General features: G+C 54.1%; 23 protein-coding genes. 11 read left to right on the forward strand and 12 right to left on the reverse strand.

Annotated features, from left to right (window positions below; genetic code table 11):
• Positions 1-234 precede the first annotated feature (234 nt).
• Entirely contained in the window at positions 235-324 is a 90-nt protein-coding gene (locus CKK19_RS23645; protein WP_003857632.1) for a YnhF family membrane protein, read from the forward strand.
• 160 nt (positions 325-484) lie between these two features.
• On the forward strand, positions 485-1651 hold the full coding sequence (locus CKK19_RS23650; protein ID WP_063853906.1) for an MFS transporter: 1167 nt from the start codon (positions 485-487) through the stop codon (positions 1649-1651).
• A gap of 37 nt (positions 1652-1688) precedes the next feature.
• Here the strand turns inward: CKK19_RS23650 and sodB are convergent, their stop codons facing one another.
• Positions 1689-2270: a superoxide dismutase [Fe] gene (gene sodB, locus CKK19_RS23655; RefSeq protein WP_063853905.1), complete on the reverse strand. Its 582-nt coding sequence runs from the start codon at positions 2268-2270 to the stop codon at positions 1689-1691.
• A 122-nt stretch (positions 2271-2392) separates the two neighbouring features.
• The gene (locus CKK19_RS23660) at positions 2393-3151 is read right to left on the reverse strand and encodes a C40 family peptidase (protein ID WP_023299947.1); all 759 of its coding nucleotides are present in this window, start codon (positions 3149-3151) and stop codon (positions 2393-2395) included.
• A 338-nt stretch (positions 3152-3489) separates the two neighbouring features.
• Here CKK19_RS23660 and grxD point away from each other — a divergent pair, with 338 nt between their 5' ends.
• Positions 3490-3837: a monothiol glutaredoxin 4 gene (gene grxD / locus CKK19_RS23665; RefSeq protein WP_003832760.1), complete on the forward strand. Its 348-nt coding sequence runs from the start codon at positions 3490-3492 to the stop codon at positions 3835-3837.
• A 78-nt stretch (positions 3838-3915) separates the two neighbouring features.
• Here the strand turns inward: grxD and rnt are convergent, their stop codons facing one another.
• From rnt to eptA, 5 genes are all read right to left on the reverse strand, one after another.
• Positions 3916-4575, reverse strand: coding sequence for a ribonuclease T (rnt, locus tag CKK19_RS23670; RefSeq protein WP_003857625.1), 660 nt, complete (start codon positions 4573-4575; stop codon positions 3916-3918).
• Between the two features lie 96 nt (positions 4576-4671).
• The gene (gloA, locus tag CKK19_RS23675; protein WP_022647898.1) at positions 4672-5079 is read right to left on the reverse strand and encodes a lactoylglutathione lyase; all 408 of its coding nucleotides are present in this window, start codon (positions 5077-5079) and stop codon (positions 4672-4674) included.
• A gap of 99 nt (positions 5080-5178) precedes the next feature.
• Entirely contained in the window at positions 5179-6276 is a 1098-nt protein-coding gene (locus CKK19_RS23680; RefSeq protein ID WP_063853904.1) for an alkene reductase, read from the reverse strand.
• A 53-nt stretch (positions 6277-6329) separates the two neighbouring features.
• Positions 6330-6929, reverse strand: a complete 600-nt coding sequence (locus CKK19_RS23685) for a TetR/AcrR family transcriptional regulator (RefSeq protein WP_063853903.1) — start codon at positions 6927-6929, stop codon at positions 6330-6332.
• Between the two features lie 41 nt (positions 6930-6970).
• A complete protein-coding gene (gene eptA, locus CKK19_RS23690) occupies positions 6971-8596 on the reverse strand; it encodes a phosphoethanolamine transferase EptA (RefSeq protein WP_063853902.1) in 1626 nt (541 codons plus the stop codon).
• A gap of 148 nt (positions 8597-8744) precedes the next feature.
• On the opposite strand from eptA, the gene CKK19_RS23695 reads away from it, so the two are divergent.
• The 3 genes from CKK19_RS23695 (at position 8745) to sodC (ending at position 10528) form a co-directional block, all read left to right on the forward strand.
• On the forward strand, positions 8745-8984 hold the full coding sequence (locus CKK19_RS23695; protein WP_023299951.1) for a DUF1289 domain-containing protein: 240 nt from the start codon (positions 8745-8747) through the stop codon (positions 8982-8984).
• Positions 8985-9032: 48 nt separating this feature from the next.
• Entirely contained in the window at positions 9033-9929 is an 897-nt protein-coding gene (locus tag CKK19_RS23700; protein ID WP_023299952.1) for an aldo/keto reductase, read from the forward strand.
• Between the two features lie 80 nt (positions 9930-10009).
• A complete protein-coding gene (gene sodC, locus CKK19_RS23705; RefSeq protein WP_022647904.1) occupies positions 10010-10528 on the forward strand; it encodes a superoxide dismutase [Cu-Zn] SodC in 519 nt (172 codons plus the stop codon).
• On the opposite strand, the gene CKK19_RS23710 is transcribed toward sodC, so the two are convergent.
• From CKK19_RS23710 to CKK19_RS23720, 3 genes are read right to left on the reverse strand one after another with little or no spacing between them, the layout of a single operon-like run.
• The gene (locus CKK19_RS23710) at positions 10507-12540 is read right to left on the reverse strand and encodes an FUSC family protein (RefSeq protein WP_063853921.1); all 2034 of its coding nucleotides are present in this window, start codon (positions 12538-12540) and stop codon (positions 10507-10509) included. The genes sodC and CKK19_RS23710 overlap by 22 nt on opposite strands.
• A complete protein-coding gene (locus tag CKK19_RS23715) occupies positions 12540-13400 on the reverse strand; it encodes an HlyD family secretion protein (RefSeq protein ID WP_038417029.1) in 861 nt (286 codons plus the stop codon). Before CKK19_RS23715 ends, CKK19_RS23710 begins: the two co-directional genes overlap by 1 nt.
• Before the next feature lie 2 nt (positions 13401-13402).
• Complete coding sequence (locus CKK19_RS23720) at positions 13403-13639, reverse strand: DUF1656 domain-containing protein (protein ID WP_063853901.1); 237 nt, start codon at positions 13637-13639, stop codon at positions 13403-13405.
• A 187-nt stretch (positions 13640-13826) separates the two neighbouring features.
• On the opposite strand from CKK19_RS23720, the gene slyA reads away from it, so the two are divergent.
• Positions 13827-14267 (forward strand): transcriptional regulator SlyA, encoded by a 441-nt coding sequence (slyA, locus tag CKK19_RS23725; protein WP_032623345.1) that lies wholly within the window; start codon positions 13827-13829, stop codon positions 14265-14267.
• 38 nt (positions 14268-14305) lie between these two features.
• Here the strand turns inward: slyA and CKK19_RS23730 are convergent, their stop codons facing one another.
• Together CKK19_RS23730 and slyB are read right to left on the reverse strand one after the other, a co-directional pair.
• Positions 14306-15667 carry a GGDEF domain-containing protein gene (locus CKK19_RS23730; RefSeq protein ID WP_032671098.1) on the reverse strand — a complete coding sequence of 454 codons (1362 nt, stop codon included), beginning with the start codon at positions 15665-15667 and terminating at the stop codon, positions 14306-14308.
• A gap of 196 nt (positions 15668-15863) precedes the next feature.
• On the reverse strand, positions 15864-16331 hold the full coding sequence (gene slyB, locus CKK19_RS23735) for an outer membrane lipoprotein SlyB (RefSeq protein ID WP_022647910.1): 468 nt from the start codon (positions 16329-16331) through the stop codon (positions 15864-15866).
• A gap of 255 nt (positions 16332-16586) precedes the next feature.
• Between slyB and anmK the strand changes: the two genes are divergently transcribed.
• From anmK to tyrS, 4 genes are all read left to right on the forward strand, one after another.
• A complete protein-coding gene (gene anmK, locus CKK19_RS23740) occupies positions 16587-17711 on the forward strand; it encodes an anhydro-N-acetylmuramic acid kinase (protein WP_032624364.1) in 1125 nt (374 codons plus the stop codon).
• Between the two features lie 93 nt (positions 17712-17804).
• Positions 17805-18128, forward strand: coding sequence for a C-type lysozyme inhibitor (gene mliC, locus CKK19_RS23745; protein WP_022647912.1), 324 nt, complete (start codon positions 17805-17807; stop codon positions 18126-18128).
• A 57-nt stretch (positions 18129-18185) separates the two neighbouring features.
• On the forward strand, positions 18186-18842 hold the full coding sequence (gene pdxH / locus CKK19_RS23750; RefSeq protein WP_003857601.1) for a pyridoxamine 5'-phosphate oxidase: 657 nt from the start codon (positions 18186-18188) through the stop codon (positions 18840-18842).
• Positions 18843-18967: 125 nt separating this feature from the next.
• The gene (gene tyrS, locus CKK19_RS23755) at positions 18968-20242 is read left to right on the forward strand and encodes a tyrosine--tRNA ligase (protein WP_022647913.1); all 1275 of its coding nucleotides are present in this window, start codon (positions 18968-18970) and stop codon (positions 20240-20242) included.
• Positions 20243-20294: the final 52 nt, after the last annotated feature.

The raw sequence follows: 20294 nt of genomic DNA on the forward strand, positions 1-20294 counted from the left end.
CTCACCCTTATTACGCAAACATGAGTTGCGACACGCCGGGAAAACGACACAGGACGTCAGGAGGGGGTCAGTGGCCGGTACGCTAATAAATTTAGCGTGGAATTTTGTCCTATCTTGATGAAAAGGGGAAGAGGTAAAGTGGATATCCGTTTAAATCCTGGAAGATTTTTGACCTGAACTGTGTAAAAATGAGCAAGCTCACTTTTCGTAGGGTGAATAAAAGGAGAAAAATTGATGAGTACCGATCTGAAGTTTTCGCTGTTTACCACCATTGTTGTTCTTGCCCTGATTGTTGCGGGTGGTTTAACCGCTGCGCTGCACTGATTTAGGTGGAGGGAGAGTCTTCTCCCTCCCTTGCCGCTATTGTTACCTCTCCGGCAAAAATCTTTTGCCAAAATGTTAACTTCTCATTTTTTGTGATTGATGTCATGCTTTTGCCTTCTTAGTCTGTGCCGGGTAACGGCACGGTATCCGGAGTCTTTTCATGAAAATCAATTTTCCCCTGCTGGCCCTGGCGATTGGCGCTTTTGGGATTGGCACCACTGAATTCTCCCCGATGGGGTTATTGCCTGTTATCGCCCGGGGTGTGGACGTCTCTATCCCTGCGGCCGGTATGTTGATTAGCGCCTATGCGATCGGCGTGATGGTGGGCGCACCGCTGATGACGCTGCTGCTTTCGCACCGCGCGCGACGCAATGCGCTGATTTTCCTGATGGCAATTTTTACTCTCGGAAATGTGCTTTCCGCGATTTCGCCGGATTACACCACGCTGATGCTTTCCCGTATTCTGACCAGCCTGAACCACGGCGCTTTCTTCGGGCTGGGCTCGGTTGTTGCCGCAAGCGTAGTGCCAAAACATAAGCAGGCCAGCGCGGTAGCCACTATGTTTATGGGCCTCACCATCGCTAATATCGGCGGCGTTCCCGCTGCCACCTGGCTGGGAGAAGCCATCGGCTGGCGTATGTCTTTCCTCGCAACCGCCGGACTGGGCGTGGTCGCGATGGTCGCGCTGTTCTTCTCGCTGCCCAAAGGGAGTGCCGGTGAGCGTCCGGAAGTACGTAAAGAGCTGGCGGTGCTGATGCGTCCTCAGGTGTTGTCCGCGCTGCTCACCACGGTGCTGGGGGCAGGGGCGATGTTTACGCTCTACACCTATATCTCCCCGGTGCTGCACGACATTACCCACGCAACGCCACTCTTTGTTACCGCGATGCTGGTGCTGATTGGTGTCGGGTTCTCGATTGGCAACTATCTCGGCGGGAAATTTGCCGACCGCTCCGTCAGCGGGACGCTGAAAGGTTTTTTAACGCTGCTGATTGTCATCATGGTGGCGATCCCGTGGCTGGCGCGAAACGAAGTGGGCGCCGCGATTGCCATGGTGGTGTGGGGCGCCGCAACCTTTGCCGTGGTGCCACCGTTGCAGATGCGTGTAATGCGCGTTGCGCACGAAGCACCGGGGCTTTCTTCGTCCGTGAATATCGGTGCGTTTAACCTGGGCAATGCGTTGGGGGCCGCAGCGGGCGGGGCGGTGATCTCCAGTGGTTTGGGTTACAGCTTTGTGCCGGTGATGGGGGCGATCATTGCCGCACTCGGCTTGCTGCTGGTGTTGATGTCCGGGCGTAAACAGCCAGAAGCGGTGTGTACGGCGGAATAAATAAAAACGCAGAAGGGTTGCCCCTTCTGCGTGTCCCTTATGCGGCGAAGTTCTTCGCAACAAATTCCCAGTTAACCAGTGCCCAGAAATGTTCCAGGTAGTTCGGGCGCGCATTACGGTAATCAATGTAATAGGCGTGTTCCCATACGTCCACGGTCATCAGCGGCGTTGCGCTGGTGGTCAGAGGGGTACCCGCATTAGAAGTGGAAACGATAGCCAGTTTGCCATCAGCCTCTCTTACCAGCCAGGTCCAGCCGGAGCCAAAGTTTTTAACGGCTGCGTCAGTAAATTTCGCTTTGAAATCCGCGAAACTGCCGAACGCGGCGTTAATCGCTGCGGCCAGCTCACCGGTAGGTTCTCCGCCTGCATTTGGAGCCAGGCAGTGCCAGTAGAAGGTGTGGTTCCACACCTGAGCGGCGTTGTTGAATACGCCACCGTCTGAACTGCGCACAATCTCTTCCAGCGTTTTGCCTTCAAAATCGGTGCCCTTGATCAGGTTATTCAGGTTGGTGACATAGGTCTGGTGATGCTTGCCGTAATGGTACTCCAGGGTTTCCGCTGAAATGTGCGGAGCCAGGGCGTCTTTTGCATACGGTAGTGCAGGTAATTCGAACGACATTGCTACTCTCCTTATAGTTTTATACGTTGCCAATAACCCTACAGACAACAAGGACAGAATAGCAAATTGAAAGGGTATGCAAAAGAGGAACTTACCCCGCCACGGAGGCGGCAGGGCAGGGTCTAGCGAATGGTTTTTGGCGTCATCACTCGGCGCGCACCCACATAGTGGCGCACCCAGTAATCTTCACTGAGGGAGGTGATCTGAATGTCCTGACCGCTGCGCGGTGACTGGATAAATTTACCGTTACCCACATACACCCCAACGTGATCGGCCGTGCCGCGTCCCTGGGTGCGGAAGAACACCAGGTCGCCATTTTGCAATTCGCCACGGTTTACAGGCGCGGCGTCGCGCAGATGGTACATCTCATTGGCGGTGCGTGGAATGCGAAACTTCACCAGATCTTTATAGGCATAATAAACCAGCCCACTACAGTCAAAACCGGTGCGCGGAGAGGTGCCACCCCAGCGATATGGTTTACCTATTTGCCCCATCAGTTTATTCATCGCCGTTTTTTGCGCTTTCTGCATACGCGCTTTATGCACGTCAGCCAGCTTCGTCACTTTTGCGCATTTCGTTTTATGGCCTTTGCGCACGGTGCATTTATCATTCACCAGGCTGGCGGTCGTGCGAGTGGTTTTGTGCGTGCCGGAACGGAGAGTTTTGGTTTTACTGGAGGCGGTCTTTTTGGTGTGAGCGGTGGTTTTCTTCTTTACTGTTTTGCTGGTGGTTTTTTTCTTACGTTCTGTGGTTTTTGCCAGATGCGTTTTTTGTACAGCAGAATGCCGCGCCTGTTCGGAGGCGTTCGCCGCTGGCGTAAATGAGAGTGTGGTAAACAGTAAAGCACAGAGCGTCATCGAGATTTTAGTTATCCGCGCCACTGGGCAGTCCCCTGATAAGTGCGAGCCAAAATACATACCCGCATGAGATTTACAAAACCAGTCGATTCTAATCCATAAAATCGGAATAAGTTAATAGCATTTTTCATTCAAAAAATGTGTTTCGTTAGCAAGTGCAAAAAAATTCACCATTCTGTCGCACTCTTGTTCGCTCCTTAAGCAAAACCGCACGGCGCGCAGCCTTAAACGTCATTATCAATGCAACTTTACGCGATAGCGGATAAAATAATGAGACGTGACAAAAATGTTATTTTCCGATGTCGGCCTGACCCGCTACAATGTCAGACTGATGCCGTAACAGAAGTTAAAGGAAGCAAGACATGAGCACCACTATTGAAAAAATTCAGCGCCAGATCGCTGAAAACCCGATTCTCCTGTACATGAAAGGTTCTCCGAAGCTGCCAAGCTGCGGCTTCTCCGCGCAAGCGGTTCAGGCGCTGTCCGCCTGTGGTGAGCGTTTTGCTTACGTTGATATCCTGCAAAACCCGGACATCCGCGCTGAGCTGCCAAAATACGCAAACTGGCCGACCTTCCCACAGCTGTGGGTTGACGGTGAACTGGTTGGCGGCTGTGATATTCTGATTGAAATGTATCAGCGCGGCGAACTGCAACAGCTGATCAAAGAGACTGCGGCGAAGTATAAAACCGAAGAGCCGGACGCAGAATAAGTTTTCTGCGGATATAAAAAAGCGACCACATTATGTTGGTCGCTTTTTTTTGTCCTGTGGGGCTGTTGATTACCCAGTCTACGATTGAAGATCGGCCTCGTCGCCCATCGGCAGCGGCCAGCCACCCAGACGTTTCCAGCGGTTGACGATCTCACAGAACAGCTCCGCCGTACGCTCGGTATCGTATAACGCGGAATGCGCCTGAGTGCCGTCAAACGCAATACCCGCCGTGATGCAGGCTTTAGAGAGCACGGTTTGCCCCAGCGCCAGGCCGCTCAGCGCGGCGGTGTCGAAGGTCACAAACGGATGGAATGGATTACGCTTTAGCGAGGCGCGCTCGGCGGCAGCCATGGTGAAGCTGTGATCGAACGTAGCGTTGTGGGCCACCATGATGGCGCGGCTACAGTCATTCTCTTTCATGCCTTTGCGCACCATTTTGAAAATGGCGTGCAGCGCCTCGTATTCGCTTACCGCCCCGCGCAGCGGGTTTGTCGGATCGATACCGTTAAAGGCCAGCGCCTCTGGCTGTAAGTTTGCCCCTTCAAAGGGTTCAACGTGGAAATGCAGCGTGGTGTCCGGTACAAGCCAGCCCTGTTCATCCATCTTCAGCGTGATGGCGGCAATTTCAAGCAGCGCATCGGTTTTAGCGTTAAATCCGGCTGTTTCTACATCAATGACAACGGGATAAAAACCACGAAAACGGTCGCACAGACCGGTAAATTGAGCGTTATCGGACATCAGGGTCTCTTACAAGGGGGAAAAAGCAGTGCGCATTATGGCAAATTTTGAGAGGGGATGCAGCAAAACAACGGGCGCATAGTGCGCCCTGCGGGATCAATTGCCCAGACCGCGACCAGCGTCTTTAGCTTCGATCAGTTCGATTTTATACCCGTCCGGATCTTCAACAAACGCAATCACGGTGGTGCCGCCTTTAACCGGACCGGCTTCACGGGTGACGTTACCGCCATTGCTGCGGATACGTTCGCAGGCTTCAGCCGCGTTATCCACTTCCAGCGCGATGTGGCCGTAAGCCGTACCCAGCTCGTAGCTGTCCACGCCCCAGTTGTAGGTCAGCTCGATGACCGCTTCTTCAGATTCCGGGCCGTAACCGACAAACGCCAGAGAGTATTTATATTCCGGATTTTCGCTGGTGCGCAGCAGCTTCATGCCCAGAACGTTAGTGTAGAAATCGATGGAACGTTGCAGGTCGCCAACGCGCAGCATGGTGTGAAGTAGGCGCATAATTTCCTCATTAACCAGTGGAATGGATTATCTTTTTGAACAGAAACGATGTTTTAGTATAGCGGCGAAAGGTCGCCGCTATCAATGTACAAAGCGGGATTACAGTGAAGGGTAGTCGGTATAACCTTCCGCGCCGCCGCCATAGAAGCTTTCAGGGCGCTGCGGGTTCAGTTCGGCTTTCTTCTGCAAACGGGCAACCAGATCCGGGTTAGCAATGTAATCACGGCCAAAGGCCACGGCGTCGATCAGACCTTTACCGATCATATCCTCGGCTTTCTCTGCCGTATAAGCGCCCGCCCCGATAATCACGCCGTGGAAGCGCTCGCGAACTTTCTGGCGGAAGGCTTCGCTGTAGGGCTTGCCGCCTGCCCAGTCCGGCTCGGACATGTGCAGATACGCGATACCGCGTTTAGCCAGCTCTTCAATCAGATACAGCGCATCCGCTTCTTCGTTCGGACCGTTGTCGACGTTCTGGAAGGTACCAATTGGGGAAACTCGAATACCAATGCGATCTGCGCTCCACTCATTACACACGGCATCTACCACTTCAAGCACCAGACGCGCGCGGTTTTCAACGCTGCCGCCGTACTGGTCGGTACGCTGATTGGAAGACGGTGACAGGAACTGGTGCAGCAGGTAGCCGTGCGCAGAGTGCAGCTCAACCAGGTCGAAGCCCGCTTCACGGGCGTTGGCGACGGCCTGACGGAAATCATTCACGATACCCGGGATCTCGTCCAGCTCAAGCGCGCGTGGCGTGGTGGTGTCGACGCGAATAGCATTACCGTTTTCATCGCGCAGGGAAGTGCGGGTATTCGCATTCAGGGCAGAGGCAGAAACGGGCGCCTGACCGCCAGGCTGGATGCTGCTGTGCGAGATACGACCGGTGTGCCACAGCTGAACCGCAATACGGCCATCTTCAGCATGAACGCCTGCGGTGATTTTTTTCCACGCGGCGATCTGTTCCGGGCTGTGCAGACCCGGCGCACCGGCGTAGCCTTTAGCCTGGGCAGAAATCTGCGTGGCTTCGGAAATAATCAGGCCCGAGCTGGCGCGCTGACGGTAATACTCACCCATCAATGGCGTTGGGATATCTCCCGGCTCGATGCTGCGCAGACGGGTAAGTGGGGCCATAAACACGCGGTTTGGGGCAGTAACGGCACCCACTTTCAGTGGGGTAAATAGCTTTTCAGCGGACATAATGGCTCCTGAGTAGACCAGTCGACTAGTAAAAGGGTAAATAAAAACGCCGGTTACACGCCAGGCGCAGTAATACAGTTTTTCACATGCGCCAGCGCGCTTTCGAGCGGCACGGCGCTGCGAGACATTTTTGCTTGCAGGTTGGCGCCTAACCAGAGGGAATAGAGCACCTGTGCCTGCGTGAGCGGATCGCCGGAGAAGGAGAGCGTTGTTTCATCGCGGCCTTTTTCCAGCGCCTGAGCCAGCAGAGCGATTACGCCGCTGGCCCCTTTATCCATGGCGGTGCGCATATCTTCGGAGAGATCGCACACTTCGGCAGACAGTTTTACCGTCAGGCAGCCGCTGATGATGCCCTGCTGACAGAACTGCGTCAGCGTATCCTGATAGTAGTTCAGAACACGATCCCGGTAGTCACCTTCGCCGCTGGCGAAGTGGGCTGCCAGGCGCTGATGGTAGCTGGCGTAGTGCCGCTCCAGCATGGCTACGCCAAACGCCTCTTTGGATCGAAAATAGTGATAAAACGATCCCTTAGGCACTTCAGCGGTTTTTAATAACTCACTCAGCCCCATACCGGTAAACCCGCGATGCATGCAAAGGCGCTCGCCGGTAGCCAGCAAATGTTCTCGTGTATCGTGTTCTGTATGTCTGCTCATGCTCTTACTCTAATAGACCGTTCGGTCTAATGCAAGCCCGCTTAGCGACGACATTGCGACAAAATATCCAGCTGCGGCTGATAAGCCACTGATTTCACGTCCATCATGCCCAGAACCGTGGCAAACAAATTGTCCTGTGAAACTGCCTCTTTTGCAGCATGGTTACGCAGGCAATCCGTGTTTACGCCGAAGTTTTTCGCATAGTCCGGGGAGAGCCAGAACATAAACGGAATATGCGTTTGCTGCTCCGGGGCCAGCATATACGGCGTACCGTGCAGGTAAATTCCGCTTTCGCCCAGCGATTCGCCGTGATCGGAGAGGTAAATGAGCGCTGTGTTCATACTGGCCTTCCGGGCTTTTAGCGCGTCGATGGTTCGGCTGAGCACGCTATCGGTATACAGAATCGAGTTGTCATAGGTATTGATCAGCGACTGATGATCGCAATCCTGAATTTCATTGGTATCGCAGGTTGGGGTGAATTTCCGGAAGCGGTCCGGGTAACGGTTGTAATAAGCCGGACCGTGGCTGCCCATCAGGTGTATCACCAGTACGGTATCCTGCTTTATTCCGTCCAGCACGTTGTCCAGGCGGTACAGGTTGACGTCGTCGATACAGGATTTGTCCTTACAGAACTGATCCAGTTTCCACTGGGTCATATCCGTGTGCGGCACGCGGTCGCAGGCACCTTTACACCCGCCGTCATTGTCGCGCCACAGCAGGTTGAACCCGGCGTGGTTAAGCACATCGAGCAGTCCTTCCTGATGATGGGCGAAGTCCGCGTCATATTTTTTTCGCGTCATGCCGGAGAACATGCAGGGGACGGAAACGGCGGTTTCCGTGCCACAGGAGGAGGCCTGTGGGAAGTTGATGACATCCCGCTTTTTCAGCTCGGGGTTGGTTTCACGGGGGTAACCATTTAACGAATAGTTTGCAGCGCGGGAGGCTTCGCCCACCACCAGAAGCAGCACGGTTTTCTTACGTTGGCCGGAAATCAGCGCCCCTTTATGGGCATCCTCGCCAATGCGGACCAGCGTCTGGTCGCCGGCAAACCAGCGCATTTTGCTGTACTTCACAACGGCGCTCACGTAGTTCGCCGGAGTGACCATTTTGACGATGCTTTTGTTATTGCGGAACAGCGAAGCATAGTCTTTATAGAACACTGCCGCGACGAGAATGATCACCAGCAGCGCACCCAGTATAGCGGCGAAACGTGTTAGCAGGGCATACCACCATTTTCCGGTTCGAATGCGCGTCAGGGCTAAGATGACGGAAGGGACCAGACCCGCGACGGCCAACCACAGGATCAGCTGCGGCGTTACCAGGGCTGTCGCTTCCTGGGAGTTAGTCTCAAACACGTTCACAATCATGTTCTGATCGATAACCGCGCCATAGGTGTACATAAACCAGGTCGCGGCGGCGCATCCTATGGTCAGGGCAATCATGAGCGGCTTGCGAATAAAGGGAATATTCAGCAGGCTAAAAACAATGACCCAGCCGCAGAACAGAACCAGCGGCACACTGGCGGCAAAAAGCACGTCGTGCAGACGGGCAGGTGCGATAATTGACCAGCTGCGCTGGATAAACAGCGCATTGAACACGGTGAAGAAAAGCGCACAGGCGAGGGTAAACTTCGTATCGTTACAGTGTAACTTTTTAGTGAGCCACATGATGACCAGACCATTCGTTATATCAATGCGGCGAGTATAAGAAGGGAAGATTAGCGAAACCTTAATGCCCTGTTTGTGACGGACACGCCTTGCATGCAGGCCATTTAGGGTCTTCACTGTAGGGAATAATGACGTTCTGGAGGTAGGTGTGGCAGAGCAACTGGAATTTTTCCCTGTCCAGAGCCCGTGCCGGGGTATTTGCCAGGTTGATGAACGAGGATACTGCCGTGGCTGCATGCGCACACGCGATGAACGTTTTAACTGGCAAAATTTCAGCGACGCGCAAAAGCAGGAGGTCTTACGGCTCTGCCGACAACGTCTGCTGCGCAAAATTCGTGCAAACAAAGCGGTTGAAACCGAAGAACCTCAGCAACCTTCACTGTTTTAGCAGGGTAATTGCGTATACTGGTGACATGACTTCCTTGAGGAAAATGTTATGGTTCAGCGTATTACCCTTGCCCCGCAGGGCCCGGAATTCTCCCGATTCGTTATGGGCTACTGGCGCCTTATGGACTGGAATATGTCTCCGGTCCAGCTGGCGGACTTTATAGAAGAGCATCTCGATCTCGGGATCACCACCGTCGATCACGCTGATATTTATGGTGGCTATCAGTGCGAGGCCGCTTTTGGCGAAGCGCTGAAGCGTGCGCCAGCGCTGCGTGAACGTATGGAGATTGTGACCAAATGCGGTATTGCCACCACAGCAAAACCGGAGCATGCACTTGGGCATTACATCACTGACAGCGCGCATATCGTTAAAAGCGCTGAGCAGTCACTGGTCAACCTGGCCACCGATCGTATCGACCTGCTGCTGATCCACCGTCCCGATCCATTGATGGATGCGGATGAGGTTGCGGAAGCGTTCCTGACGCTACACCAGAGCGGCAAAGTGCGTCATTTTGGCGTGTCTAACTTCACCCCGGCACAGTTTGCGCTATTGCAGTCTCGCCTGCCGTTTACGCTGGCGACGAATCAGGTGGAGATCTCGCCTGTTCACCAGCCGCTGCTGCTGGACGGAACGCTCGATCAGCTGCAACAGTTACGCATTCGTCCGATGGCCTGGTCTTGTCTCGGCGGCGGCCGCCTGTTTAACGATGAGGCCTTCCAGCCGCTGCGTAACGAGCTTGAAACCGTGGCCCGCGAACTGAATGCGGAAAGCATCGAGCAGGTGGTTTACGCCTGGATCCTGCGCCTGCCGTCTAAACCGCTGCCAATTATCGGCTCCGGCAAAATTGAGCGCGTACGCGCTGCGCTGGTGGCTGAAGAGCTGGATATGTCGCGTCAGCAGTGGTTCCGCATCCGCAAGGCGGCTCTGGGCTACGACGTACCCTGAGTGCGTGGAGTCTGACTTTCCGGTGAAATCTGCGCCTCTGGTATAGACTTAAGGTGCAAAAAATAACCCGTGGAGGTCATATGAAGCGTTTTGCTCTGGCAGTGGTCACGCTGGTTGTTTGCGCAGGAGCGCAGGCAGCCAGCGAAGAAGTTGAAATGAATCTCGTCACTTCTCAGGGAGTAGGCCAGTCCATCGGGACGGTGAAAATCACCGAAACCGATAAAGGGCTGGAATTTGCTCCCGATCTCAAGGCCCTTCCACCCGGTGAACATGGTTTTCACGTTCATGCCAAAGGCAGCTGTCAACCTGCAATGAAAGAGGGGAAACCTTCAGCCGCTGAGGCCGCTGGGGGGCATCTGGATCCGCACAACTCTGGTAAGCATGAAGGCCCGGAAGGTATGGGGCACCTCGGCGATCTGCCGGTGCTGGTGGTGAATAACGACGGTAAAGCCACCGATCCGGTTGTTGCGCCCCGGCTGAAAAAGATTGACGAGGTCAAAGGCAAGGCGCTGATGGTCCATGTGGGCGGCGATAACATGTCCGATCAACCTAAACCGCTTGGCGGCGGCGGGGCGCGCTATGCCTGCGGGGTGATCTGATCGCCAATTGTTCCGGGTGGCGGCGCCTGTTCAAGCTGTGACAGGGAGCAGTGCAGCCGCCAGATAATGGACGCCAGATCGCGGGCCGCAGGCTGATGGTGGTGCGCCAGAGCGTCGCAAATACGCTGAAGCTCGGCGAGCGTGACGCTCAGGGGGCGTTGCTGAACTCCGCGCTCGCTCATCACATCGCGAAGCATGGAAATACAATTATCGCGGACCTGCGAAAGCGGGTCGGAACGCGTCTCCCAGGCACGCAGCTGCCACACCACGTGCGAACAGTTCAGCAGCACCACGCCCCAGCGCAGTAGCCAGCGACGGGAGAGGGAATCCTGGCTGTTGTTCAGCTGGCTGACATGATGGTAAACCAGCGATTCATACTCGCTTTCACGCAGATGCGGCCTGCGGCTCAGTTGATCGACAAAACCCCTGCGCAGCTCACGAATATGCCTGCGGCTTTTACGCGCATCCGAGCCCGGGCGTAGCACGGCGAAAGCCAGCCACGCCAGCCCCACGCCGAGGATCTTCGCCATGTTATCGTTGAGAAAATCAGCGTAATCGTAAATCGGAGGATTCGTTACAGAGATAAATGAGCCCATAAAAACAATCAACTGACCCCACAGACCGGCCAGTTTTGGCATTTGCAGTTTGAGCAACTGCATGGTGGTTAACAGCGGGAACAGAAACAGCAGAAATTGCCAGAGGTCGGTTATCTGCACCATCAAACCAAATTTCACCACGAAACTGAACAGCGACAGCAGTACCAGCGTACGCAGCAGAAGCGTCAGGGAATTAAACGGGGAAGCTGCGACGGAATAGAGCACGCAGCTGATTGCCGCAAGCGTCAGGGCTGCACTGCCCGCATCCCATTGCGTGGTGATGGCCCATGCGCCCACGGCCGTCAACGCGCAAAACGTACGAAAACCGCTCCACAGCGCCTCCATTGCGTCGGTATGGCGCGCCAGAGCTGGGCTACCGGGAACGGAAAATTCGGTGACGGGCGTGGCATTTTCGACGGCTTTTAACCAGCGGCTGCTGCGCAGATACAGGCGGCAGAAATAGTTCAGACGCTGCCAGAAGGCGCGGTGCCGGTAATCATATTCATCCGTTGGGGCGAGCGGCGCGATAATGCGGGCCACGGTATAGATATCGGCATCCGGACGCGCAAGGGCGGCGAGAAGCGCCTCGATAACTTCCCGGGTATGGGCTGGCGGCGCAGGCCAGTTCAGCAACATCCGGCGAAGGCTTGAGATCGCACTCGTCATCCGCAATTGCTGGTGCAGTAAATAGTTCAGGAGCGTGTTCTGGCGACGAAAACGGTAGTGGCTCCAGAATGCCTGGATGCGCAGCAGATTCATGGTCAGGATCTGGCCGATGACCTTTTCGTGTGCTAGACGGATGTTATCGCTGCTATCAGGCTGCCAGAGCAGGCTGGCATGCTCCAGCAAACGCGCGTGCATCGTTTTAAGGGCGGTGATAAGCGTAGTGCCATCCGAGGTGCTGGGCAGGATCATCATCATGACGCCGCCGCACAGAATGCCGACCATCACTTCACATACGCGTGCCTGGGCGATGTCCCATAGCTCGGTGGTATCCAGCACGTTGACGACCGGAAAGGCGATAATGGCTGCGGTGTAACCTGCCAGTTGAAACGCGTACGCAACGTTGTTGGTAAAATGGGCGCAGGCCCAGGTGCACAGCCCCAGCCATGCCGACATGCTTAACAGAAAGAGCCAGGGATCGTTCAGGGTATGGCCGGCAAGAAGCAGTGCAGCGGTCGCACCCAGCAGGCTACCCGCCACGCGCCCGAGGCTTTTACTGATAACGCCCCCGACGGTAGGGAAGCTGACGACCGCCGCAGAGGTCATCGCCCAGTAAGGCTCATCCAGATTCAGATAATAGGCAACCGTAAGCGCAAGGCACATGGCGATGCCGTTACGCAGCGCGTAACGCCACTGCGGCCGTGTCGCTTTTATCCACGGCGTATTGCGCCAGGAGAAAGCTCCCAGGTTCATCATCGCGATCCGATGGCGACGGTGCAGGTTGTGCCAGAGACCAGAGTAATGTCTTTCGGCAGTTGCTCTAACTCGACGCGAACAGGCACCCGCTGAGCCAGACGCACCCACGGTACGTTGGGTTTGATGTCAGGCACCAGACCAGAATCGGTTTCCACGCTCTGATCGTAAATTGCCCGACCTATACTGCTAACGTGACCCTGTAACTTTTCTGCACCGCTGTAAAGCGTGATCCGGGCAGGCGCACCCTCGCGGATATGGCGCAGCTTGGTCTCTTCAAAATAACCTACAACATAGAAAGAGTGGCTATCTACCAGGGCAAAGACCGGCTGGCCTGTGGTGGCGTAATCCCCCACACGGGTCGACAGGCTCGTGATCCATCCATCCACCGGAGCTTTGACAACGGTCTGGGTCAGTTGCCACTCGGCCTGTTTCAGCGTTGCCTCTGCAACCTTCAGGCTGGCCTGCATGGCTTTTACATTGATATTGGCGGTATCGAGATCTTCCGCAGAGATGTAATTCCTCGACAGATGTCGGCGACGTTCGGCTTCGTTATTGGCTTTTGCCAGATCTGATTGAGCTTTTGCGAGCTGCGCCTGGGCATTGAGCACCGCAATGTGGAAAGGGGTCTCATCGATGCGGAATAACACATCGCCCGCATGAACGAACTGGTTGTCCTTCACCAGCAGCGCGCTGATACTGCCGGACACCTGTGGCGTGATGCTGACCTGTTCTGCGCGGATCTTGCCGTCACGCGTCCAGGGCGACTGCATGTAATAATTCCAGAGCCACCAGCCGGCCATAAGCGCCAGCGCTAAAACGAAAAGAGTGGAAAAATATTTTAACGTTTTCAATGCTATTCTCACCACACGGTTAACACGGCATGGCCAAGACAGACGGAAAGGGTAAACAGGGAGAGATCCATTAACATCGGGTGCCAGATTTCACCGGAATACATCCAGTCGCGCAGCAGACGATGCGCAATGAGCCAGATCACAAAACCGACCATCACGGCTTTAAACAGTGGCGGAAAGTAGACCGATGCGCCGACAATCAGATCCTGGAGGGGCAACCCTGCGGAGAGGGAAAAGAACGTCACAAGCAGTGATCCTTTGCAGTGGGGTGAGGGCCACAATGGCATATTTCAATGCGATGGCGCATTACCGTTCAGTGTAAATCATCCTTTCAGGAATGATGAATACCGTGATTGCATTTGTTTTGGCAATACAAATACTGCAAACTATTCTAAAATCACTATAATCACTTAGCAAGCTAATTATAAGGAGATGAAATTGGAATCGCCATTAGGTTCTGATCTGGCAAGGTTGGTACGCATCTGGCGTGCTCTGATTGACCATCGCCTGAAACCTCTGGAACTCACGCAGACGCACTGGGTTACGCTGCATAACATTCATCAGCTCCCGCCCGACCAGTCACAGATCCAACTGGCAAAAGCGATTGGCATTGAGCAGCCGTCACTGGTGCGCACTCTTGACCAACTGGAAGAGAAGGGACTTATCTCCCGACAAACCTGCGCCAGCGACCGTCGCGCCAAGCGGATCAAATTGACGGAAAAAGCGGCCCCGATTATTACTGAGATGGAAGCTGTCATCAGTAAAACGCGTGGGGAGATCCTTGAAGGTATTTCCCCCGCTGAGCTGGAGATGCTGATAGGACTCATCGCCCGTCTTGAGCAGAACATCCACGATCTGCAGTCTCGCGACTGACCGAAGGTAAAGGCCTTGCGAAATCAAGGCCTTTCTTATTATCTGAACACCACCACCCGGTTGCGCCCTGTCTCTTTTGCCTCATACATGGCTTTATCCGCGCTCTCCACGCAGGTTTCCGCACTGGTTTCCGGCGAGGTTGCGGTGAATACGCCCATGCTGATGGTAATGGGTTCCGGCAGATGACCGCCGCTGCTGGCTTTATCAAACCCGCTCAGCTTGAGGCGAATGCGCTCGGCCACCTGCCGCGCGGCGTCTGAAGGGGTATTTGTCAGCATCAACACAAACTCTTCACCACCGATTCGGGCCGCGATATCCTGGGGGCGCACGGAATCCGTCAGCAGATTAGAGACGAACTGTAATACCTTATCGCCCTGCAAATGCCCGTAACAGTCGTTGATACGTTTGAAACGGTCAAGGTCGCTTACCACCACCGATACCGGGTGTGCCTCCGTTGCAGAGCTGAGGGCATAGTTTAATGAATCATAAAAATAGCTGCGATTATAAAGACGGGTAAGCGGGTCGCGGATTGAATTTTGATATGACTGCTGGTATTTGACGTGCGAGTCACGATACAAATTAAAGACGTCGGAAAGCAAAATGAAAATAATCATTAATGTCGCGACAGTTTCGAATAACCGGGCGCGGTACCATGATACATCTTCTACGTATCCACCTAACAACAGCATTAACAGCGTGACGACATAACAGACGCATAAAAAATTGCCGCCCGCCCAGAACAAATTTTTTATCCGGGTCACGACCATCAGGGTGATTAATGTGACAACCCAAAGAATGACCAAAATGATGTTGATGGTCTGGCTCCAGAGAATCATGAACTGCCGGGTTTCATTATCCACAAGATCCAGGGTTAACGTCGTGGAATGGCTGGAATAGAACCACGCCAGCCAAAGCATGCAGCCCGTAAAGAGAGCCGATCCGACAACAATACCGATGTGGGTGCTTCGTGAAAGGGGGGAAACGCGAAGCGTATAAAGTAAGGCTGAGGCCATCATGAGCACCGCCATTAAGAGGTGTCGGAACATATAAAAGATCATCGCGTCATTATAGTTCGCCTCGTTGAACTGATAGAGATCCAGCCAGCCTGGAAAACTGGATAGCGTACCCACCATCAGCAGTGCTGAACCGGCAAAGGCTGACGCAATCGGAACGAGATATAGCCGTTTTTTATCACACCAGTATTTCATTGCCATAAAACAGGCGATAAACAGATGGAATACCAGAAGAAAAATAGTGAGCGTAGGGAAAAATAGCGGAGAGAATGAAGGAACCCATTCAACAAGTTTTATAAAACAACCTTGTAACACGGCAATGATAAAAATGCACCCAAGTGCAAAGGCCACAAAGCGGTTCATTACAAATCGACAGTTCGCAAGCATAGAATGTTAAAAAATTAAAAAGAGGAAAAAGAGAATCAGACGAGTCTAAAGGAGGGAAATAAAAAATACTTTGCGCAGGAACAATATCAGAGGGAATTAATTATACGCCGTGTGAATGTATTTTTATAAATACATTTTTTAAAATGATAGTTTTTGTAAATGGATGCGGCCCGAAAGGACCGCATCCGTCGGGATATTAACGCGGGGAGACGGTGACCTGGCTACCGTTGCTTGCCAGTACAACACGCTGGCCTGCAGAAAAGCGAGTATTACCCTGTTTCTGCACAACCATAATGGTGCTGCCATCGTCTTTACGGATTTCCAGCTCAACGCCCTGAGTTTTGTTCATCGCACCCTGAACGCCCTGACCCGCTACGCCGCCTGCAACTGCGCCTGCTGCGGTAGCCAGAGAGCGACCGGTGCCGCCACCAATGGTGTTACCCAGGAAACCACCCAGCACAGCACCACCGATTGCGCCCACGACGTTCGTGTCATCACCACCCTGAATCTGAACAGGACGGGCATTAACGATAGTACCGTAGGTCACGTTCTGTACCTGTTTAGCTTCAGAAGCACTATATACGTCGCCGGAGAGTGAATTGTCGTTCACACAACCCGCCAGTGTTAAACCAATCAGCGAAACGCCCAGTACACGTAAAATCATTTGACTCTCCTGTTCACCAAAAAACGCCCGGTTGGGGCATCCGTTATGGCTAAATTATATGGCATTCCTGACCACAGTTCATATCTTTGCATGCCGAATAGATAAATTTTACCTGAACGGGGCTTAACGGGACATAAACAAAAACCGTCTGTGCTACAGGTCTGAGATTGTTAAAAAATATTATCACCGGATAGCAAAGCAGCGTTATTTATGATGGAGTGGTTGCACTTAGCCCATGTAACGTAAGGAAAGCGCATGAAATCGGGTCGCTATATCGGTGTGATGTCTGGTACCAGTCTTGACGGTGTGGATGTCGTTCTGGCCGCCATTGATGAAAACATGGTGGCGCAGCAGGCAAGCCTGACCTGGCCTATTCCGGTCTCGTTAAAAGAAGAGATCCTGAGCATCTGCCAGGGGCAACAGCTGACGCTTTCCCAACTGGGCCAACTGGATGTGCGTCTGGGGGCGCTGTTTGCTGATGCGGTACTGGCTCTGATGCAGCAAGAAAGACTTCATCCGCAGGATGTCGTGGCAATAGGCTGCCATGGGCAGACCGTCTGGCATGAACCTGTCGGCGAGGCGCCGCACACGATGCAAATTGGCGATAATAACCAGATTGTGGCAAAAACCGGCGTGACGGTGGTGGGGGATTTCCGTCGTCGCGATATGGCCCTCGGCGGGCAGGGGGCGCCGCTGGTTCCGGCATTTCATCAGGCGCTGCTGGCGCACCCGGTGGAGCGCAGAATGGTCCTGAACATTGGAGGGATTGCCAACCTGTCGATGCTCATTCCCGGGCAGCCCGTGCGTGGATACGATACCGGGCCCGGTAATATGCTGATGGATGCCTGGATCTGGCGTCAGAACGGTAAACCCTACGACAAAGACGCGCAGTGGGCCAGTCAGGGGAAAGTGATCCTTCCCTTGCTGCAAGCCCTGTTAAGCGATCCATTCTTTGCCCTGCCCGCGCCGAAAAGCACGGGGCGAGAGTATTTCAACTACGGCTGGCTTGAACGTCATCTGGCACGCTTCCCCGGCCTTGCGCCTCAGGATGTGCAGGCTACGCTGACTGAGCTTACCGCCGTGTCGATTTCTGAACAGGTGTTGCTCAGCGGCGGGTGCGAGCGTCTGCTGGTATGCGGAGGCGGAAGCCGCAACCCGCTCCTGATGGCACGCCTCGCCGCCCTGCTGCCGGGCACCGAAGTCACGACCACTGACGAAGCCGGGATCAGCGGAGACGACATGGAAGCGCTGGCCTTCGCCTGGCTTGCCTGGCGTACGGTTGCCGGTCTGCCCGGGAATTTACCCTCCGTAACCGGTGCGCGGGAGGCGAGCGTCCTCGGTGCTATTTTCCCGGCAAATCCGCGCCATAATCAGAGTTAACTGAAATTCAGCGGGAGGCATAACCCGTAAAATAGGGAAAAACAGGAGGGCGGTTAGGCCCTCCAGGACCAGGATAGTCTTCGGAATCTGCCCATGAAAAAACTTCTTCTCATTGCTGTACCTTTTCTTATGACCGGATGCAGCGTCTATAACCAGTTCGTTGAGCGTATGCAAACCGATACGCTGGAATATCGTTGTGATGAAAAACCGCTGACGGTGAAGCTGAACAACACTCGCCAGGAAGCCAGCTTTGTTTATGACAATAAGTTGTTGACGCTGAAGCAGGGGATGTCCGCCTCCGGGGCGCGTTACACGGATGGGATCTACGTCTTCTGGTCAAAAGGTGACAGCGCCACCGTCTATAAGCGAGACCGCATTGTGCTGAACAATTGTCAGCTGGAAAATCCGAAGCGTTGAGATTTTTGAAGGGGGCGCGCACAATAGCGCCACCCAACCTTACTTTCAGCTAACGCCATGTCAGATAACGACGAACTACAGCAAATTGCGCATCTGCGCCGTGAATACACCAAAGGCGGTCTGCGCCGCCAGGATCTTCCCGCCGAACCGCTGGTGCTTTTTGAACGCTGGCTGAAACAGGCCTGCGAAGCGAAACTGGCCGACCCGACGGCGATGGTCGTTGCCACGGTTGATGAAAACGGTCAGCCGTATCAACGCATCGTTCTTCTTAAGCATTATGACGAGAAAGGGCTGGTGTTCTACACCAACCTTGGCAGTCGTAAAGCGCATCACCTTGAAAATAATCCGCGTATTAGCCTGCTCTTCCCGTGGCATATGCTTGAGCGCCAGGTGATGGTTACCGGCAAGGCAGAGCGCCTCTCTACGCTCGAAGTGGTGAAATATTTCCACAGCCGACCGCGCGACAGTCAGATTGGCGCCTGGGTTTCTAAACAGTCCAGCCGAATCTCGGCCCGCGGCGTACTTGAAAGTAAATTCCTCGAACTCAAACAGAAGTTTCAGCAGGGTGAAGTGCCGCTGCCGAGTTTCTGGGGCGGGTTCCGCATCCCCATTGAGCAGATGGAATTCTGGCAGGGCGGTGAGCACCGCCTGCACGATCGCTTTTTATACCAGCGCGACAACGGTGGCTGGAAAATAGACCGACTGGCACCGTAATCCCCAAAATTTGTTGATTTAAGCGCTAGCGCACACCGCGCTGGCGCTTTATTCTATGGTCCTTTCGCATCAGGCGAAAAGTCGTGTACCGGCAAAGGTGCAGTCGTTTATACATGGAGAATTTGATGGCAAGCAGTAACTTGATTAAACAATTGCAAGAGCGGGGCCTGGTGGCCCAGGTGACGGACGAGGAAGCGTTAGCAGAGCGACTGGCGCAAGGCCCGATCGCGCTCTATTGCGGCTTCGATCCCACCGCTGACAGCTTGCATTTGGGGCATCTTGTTCCATTGTTATGCCTGAAACGCTTCCAGATGGCGGGTCATAAGCCTGTTGCCCTGGTTGGCGGTGCGACTGGTCTGATTGGCGACCCAAGTTTCAAAGCCGCTGAGCGTAAGCTGAATACCGAAGACACCGTGCAGGAGTGGGTGGATAAGATCCGTAAACAGGTTGCACCGTTCCTGGATTTCAACTGTGGTGACAACGCTGCGATTGCGGCGAACAACTACGACTGGTTTGGTGGCATGAACGTGCTGACGTTCCTGCGTGACATCGGTAAACACTTCTCTGTTAACCAGATGATTAACAAAGAAGCGGTCAAGCAGCGTCTTAACCGTGACGATCAGGGTATCTCTTTCACCGAGTTCTCCTACAACCTGTTGCAGGGGTATGACTTCGCCTGCCTGAACAAGCTGCACGGCGTGTCGCTGCAAATTGGCGGTTCTGACCAGTGGGGTAACATCACCTCCGGTATCGATCTGACCCGTCGTCTTCACCAGAATCAGGTGTTTGGTCTGACCGTGCCGCTGATCACCAAAGCAGACGGTACCAAGTTTGGTAAAACCGAAGGCGGCGCAGTATGGCTGGATCCGAAGAAAACCAGCCCGTACAAATTCTACCAGTTCTGGATCAACACGGCGGATGCCGACGTTTATCGCTTCCTGAAATTCTTCACCTTTATGGATATCGAAGAAATCAATGCGCTGGAAGAAGAAGACAAGAACAGCGGTAAAGCACCGCGCGCCCAGTATGTGCTGGCCGACGAAGTGACTAAACTGGTTCATGGTGAAGAAGGTCTGGCAGCGGCGAAACGCATTACGGCGAGCCTGTTCAACGGGACCCTGAGCGATTTAAGCGAAGCGGACTTCGAACAGCTTGCTCAGGATGGCGTGCCGATGGTGGAGATGGAAAAAGGCGCCGATCTGATGCAGGCGCTGGTGGACTCCGAGCTCCAGCCGTCTCGCGGTCAGGCGCGTAAAACCATCGCCTCTAACGCGATCACCATTAATGGCGAAAAACAGGCCGATCCGGAATACACCTTTACCGAGAACGACCGTCTCTATGGTCGCTACACGCTGCTGCGTCGCGGTAAGAAAAATTACTGTCTGGTCTGCTGGAAGTAATTAAAAGTACGCAGGGGCGTGGGAAACCACGCCCCTTTTGTTTTGACAGGGT

The organism is Enterobacter sp. CCUG 70166 (assembly GCF_020224095.1).
Classification (GTDB): domain Bacteria; phylum Pseudomonadota; class Gammaproteobacteria; order Enterobacterales; family Enterobacteriaceae; genus Enterobacter; species Enterobacter intestinihominis.

Excerpts from the sequence above, each read along its gene's own strand:
- CKK19_RS23645 (WP_003857632.1), top strand. The coding sequence starts at position 235 with ATGAGTACCGATCTGAAGTTTTCGCTGTTTACCACCATTGTTGTTCTT.
- CKK19_RS23650 (WP_063853906.1), top strand. The coding sequence starts at position 485 with ATGAAAATCAATTTTCCCCTGCTGGCCCTGGCGATTGGCGCTTTTGGG.
- sodB (WP_063853905.1), bottom strand. The coding sequence starts at position 2,270 with ATGTCGTTCGAATTACCTGCACTACCGTATGCAAAAGACGCCCTGGCT.
- grxD (WP_003832760.1), top strand. The coding sequence starts at position 3,490 with ATGAGCACCACTATTGAAAAAATTCAGCGCCAGATCGCTGAAAACCCG.
- rnt (WP_003857625.1), bottom strand. The coding sequence starts at position 4,575 with ATGTCCGATAACGCTCAATTTACCGGTCTGTGCGACCGTTTTCGTGGT.
- gloA (WP_022647898.1), bottom strand. The coding sequence starts at position 5,079 with ATGCGCCTACTTCACACCATGCTGCGCGTTGGCGACCTGCAACGTTCC.
- CKK19_RS23680 (WP_063853904.1), bottom strand. The coding sequence starts at position 6,276 with ATGTCCGCTGAAAAGCTATTTACCCCACTGAAAGTGGGTGCCGTTACT.
- CKK19_RS23685 (WP_063853903.1), bottom strand. The coding sequence starts at position 6,929 with ATGAGCAGACATACAGAACACGATACACGAGAACATTTGCTGGCTACC.
- eptA (WP_063853902.1), bottom strand. The coding sequence starts at position 8,596 with ATGTGGCTCACTAAAAAGTTACACTGTAACGATACGAAGTTTACCCTC.
- CKK19_RS23700 (WP_023299952.1), top strand. The coding sequence starts at position 9,033 with ATGGTTCAGCGTATTACCCTTGCCCCGCAGGGCCCGGAATTCTCCCGA.
- sodC (WP_022647904.1), top strand. The coding sequence starts at position 10,010 with ATGAAGCGTTTTGCTCTGGCAGTGGTCACGCTGGTTGTTTGCGCAGGA.
- CKK19_RS23710 (WP_063853921.1), bottom strand. The coding sequence starts at position 12,540 with ATGAACCTGGGAGCTTTCTCCTGGCGCAATACGCCGTGGATAAAAGCG.
- slyA (WP_032623345.1), top strand. The coding sequence starts at position 13,827 with ATGAAATTGGAATCGCCATTAGGTTCTGATCTGGCAAGGTTGGTACGC.
- CKK19_RS23730 (WP_032671098.1), bottom strand. The coding sequence starts at position 15,667 with ATGCTTGCGAACTGTCGATTTGTAATGAACCGCTTTGTGGCCTTTGCA.
- slyB (WP_022647910.1), bottom strand. The coding sequence starts at position 16,331 with ATGATTTTACGTGTACTGGGCGTTTCGCTGATTGGTTTAACACTGGCG.
- anmK (WP_032624364.1), top strand. The coding sequence starts at position 16,587 with ATGAAATCGGGTCGCTATATCGGTGTGATGTCTGGTACCAGTCTTGAC.
- mliC (WP_022647912.1), top strand. The coding sequence starts at position 17,805 with ATGAAAAAACTTCTTCTCATTGCTGTACCTTTTCTTATGACCGGATGC.
- pdxH (WP_003857601.1), top strand. The coding sequence starts at position 18,186 with ATGTCAGATAACGACGAACTACAGCAAATTGCGCATCTGCGCCGTGAA.
- tyrS (WP_022647913.1), top strand. The coding sequence starts at position 18,968 with ATGGCAAGCAGTAACTTGATTAAACAATTGCAAGAGCGGGGCCTGGTG.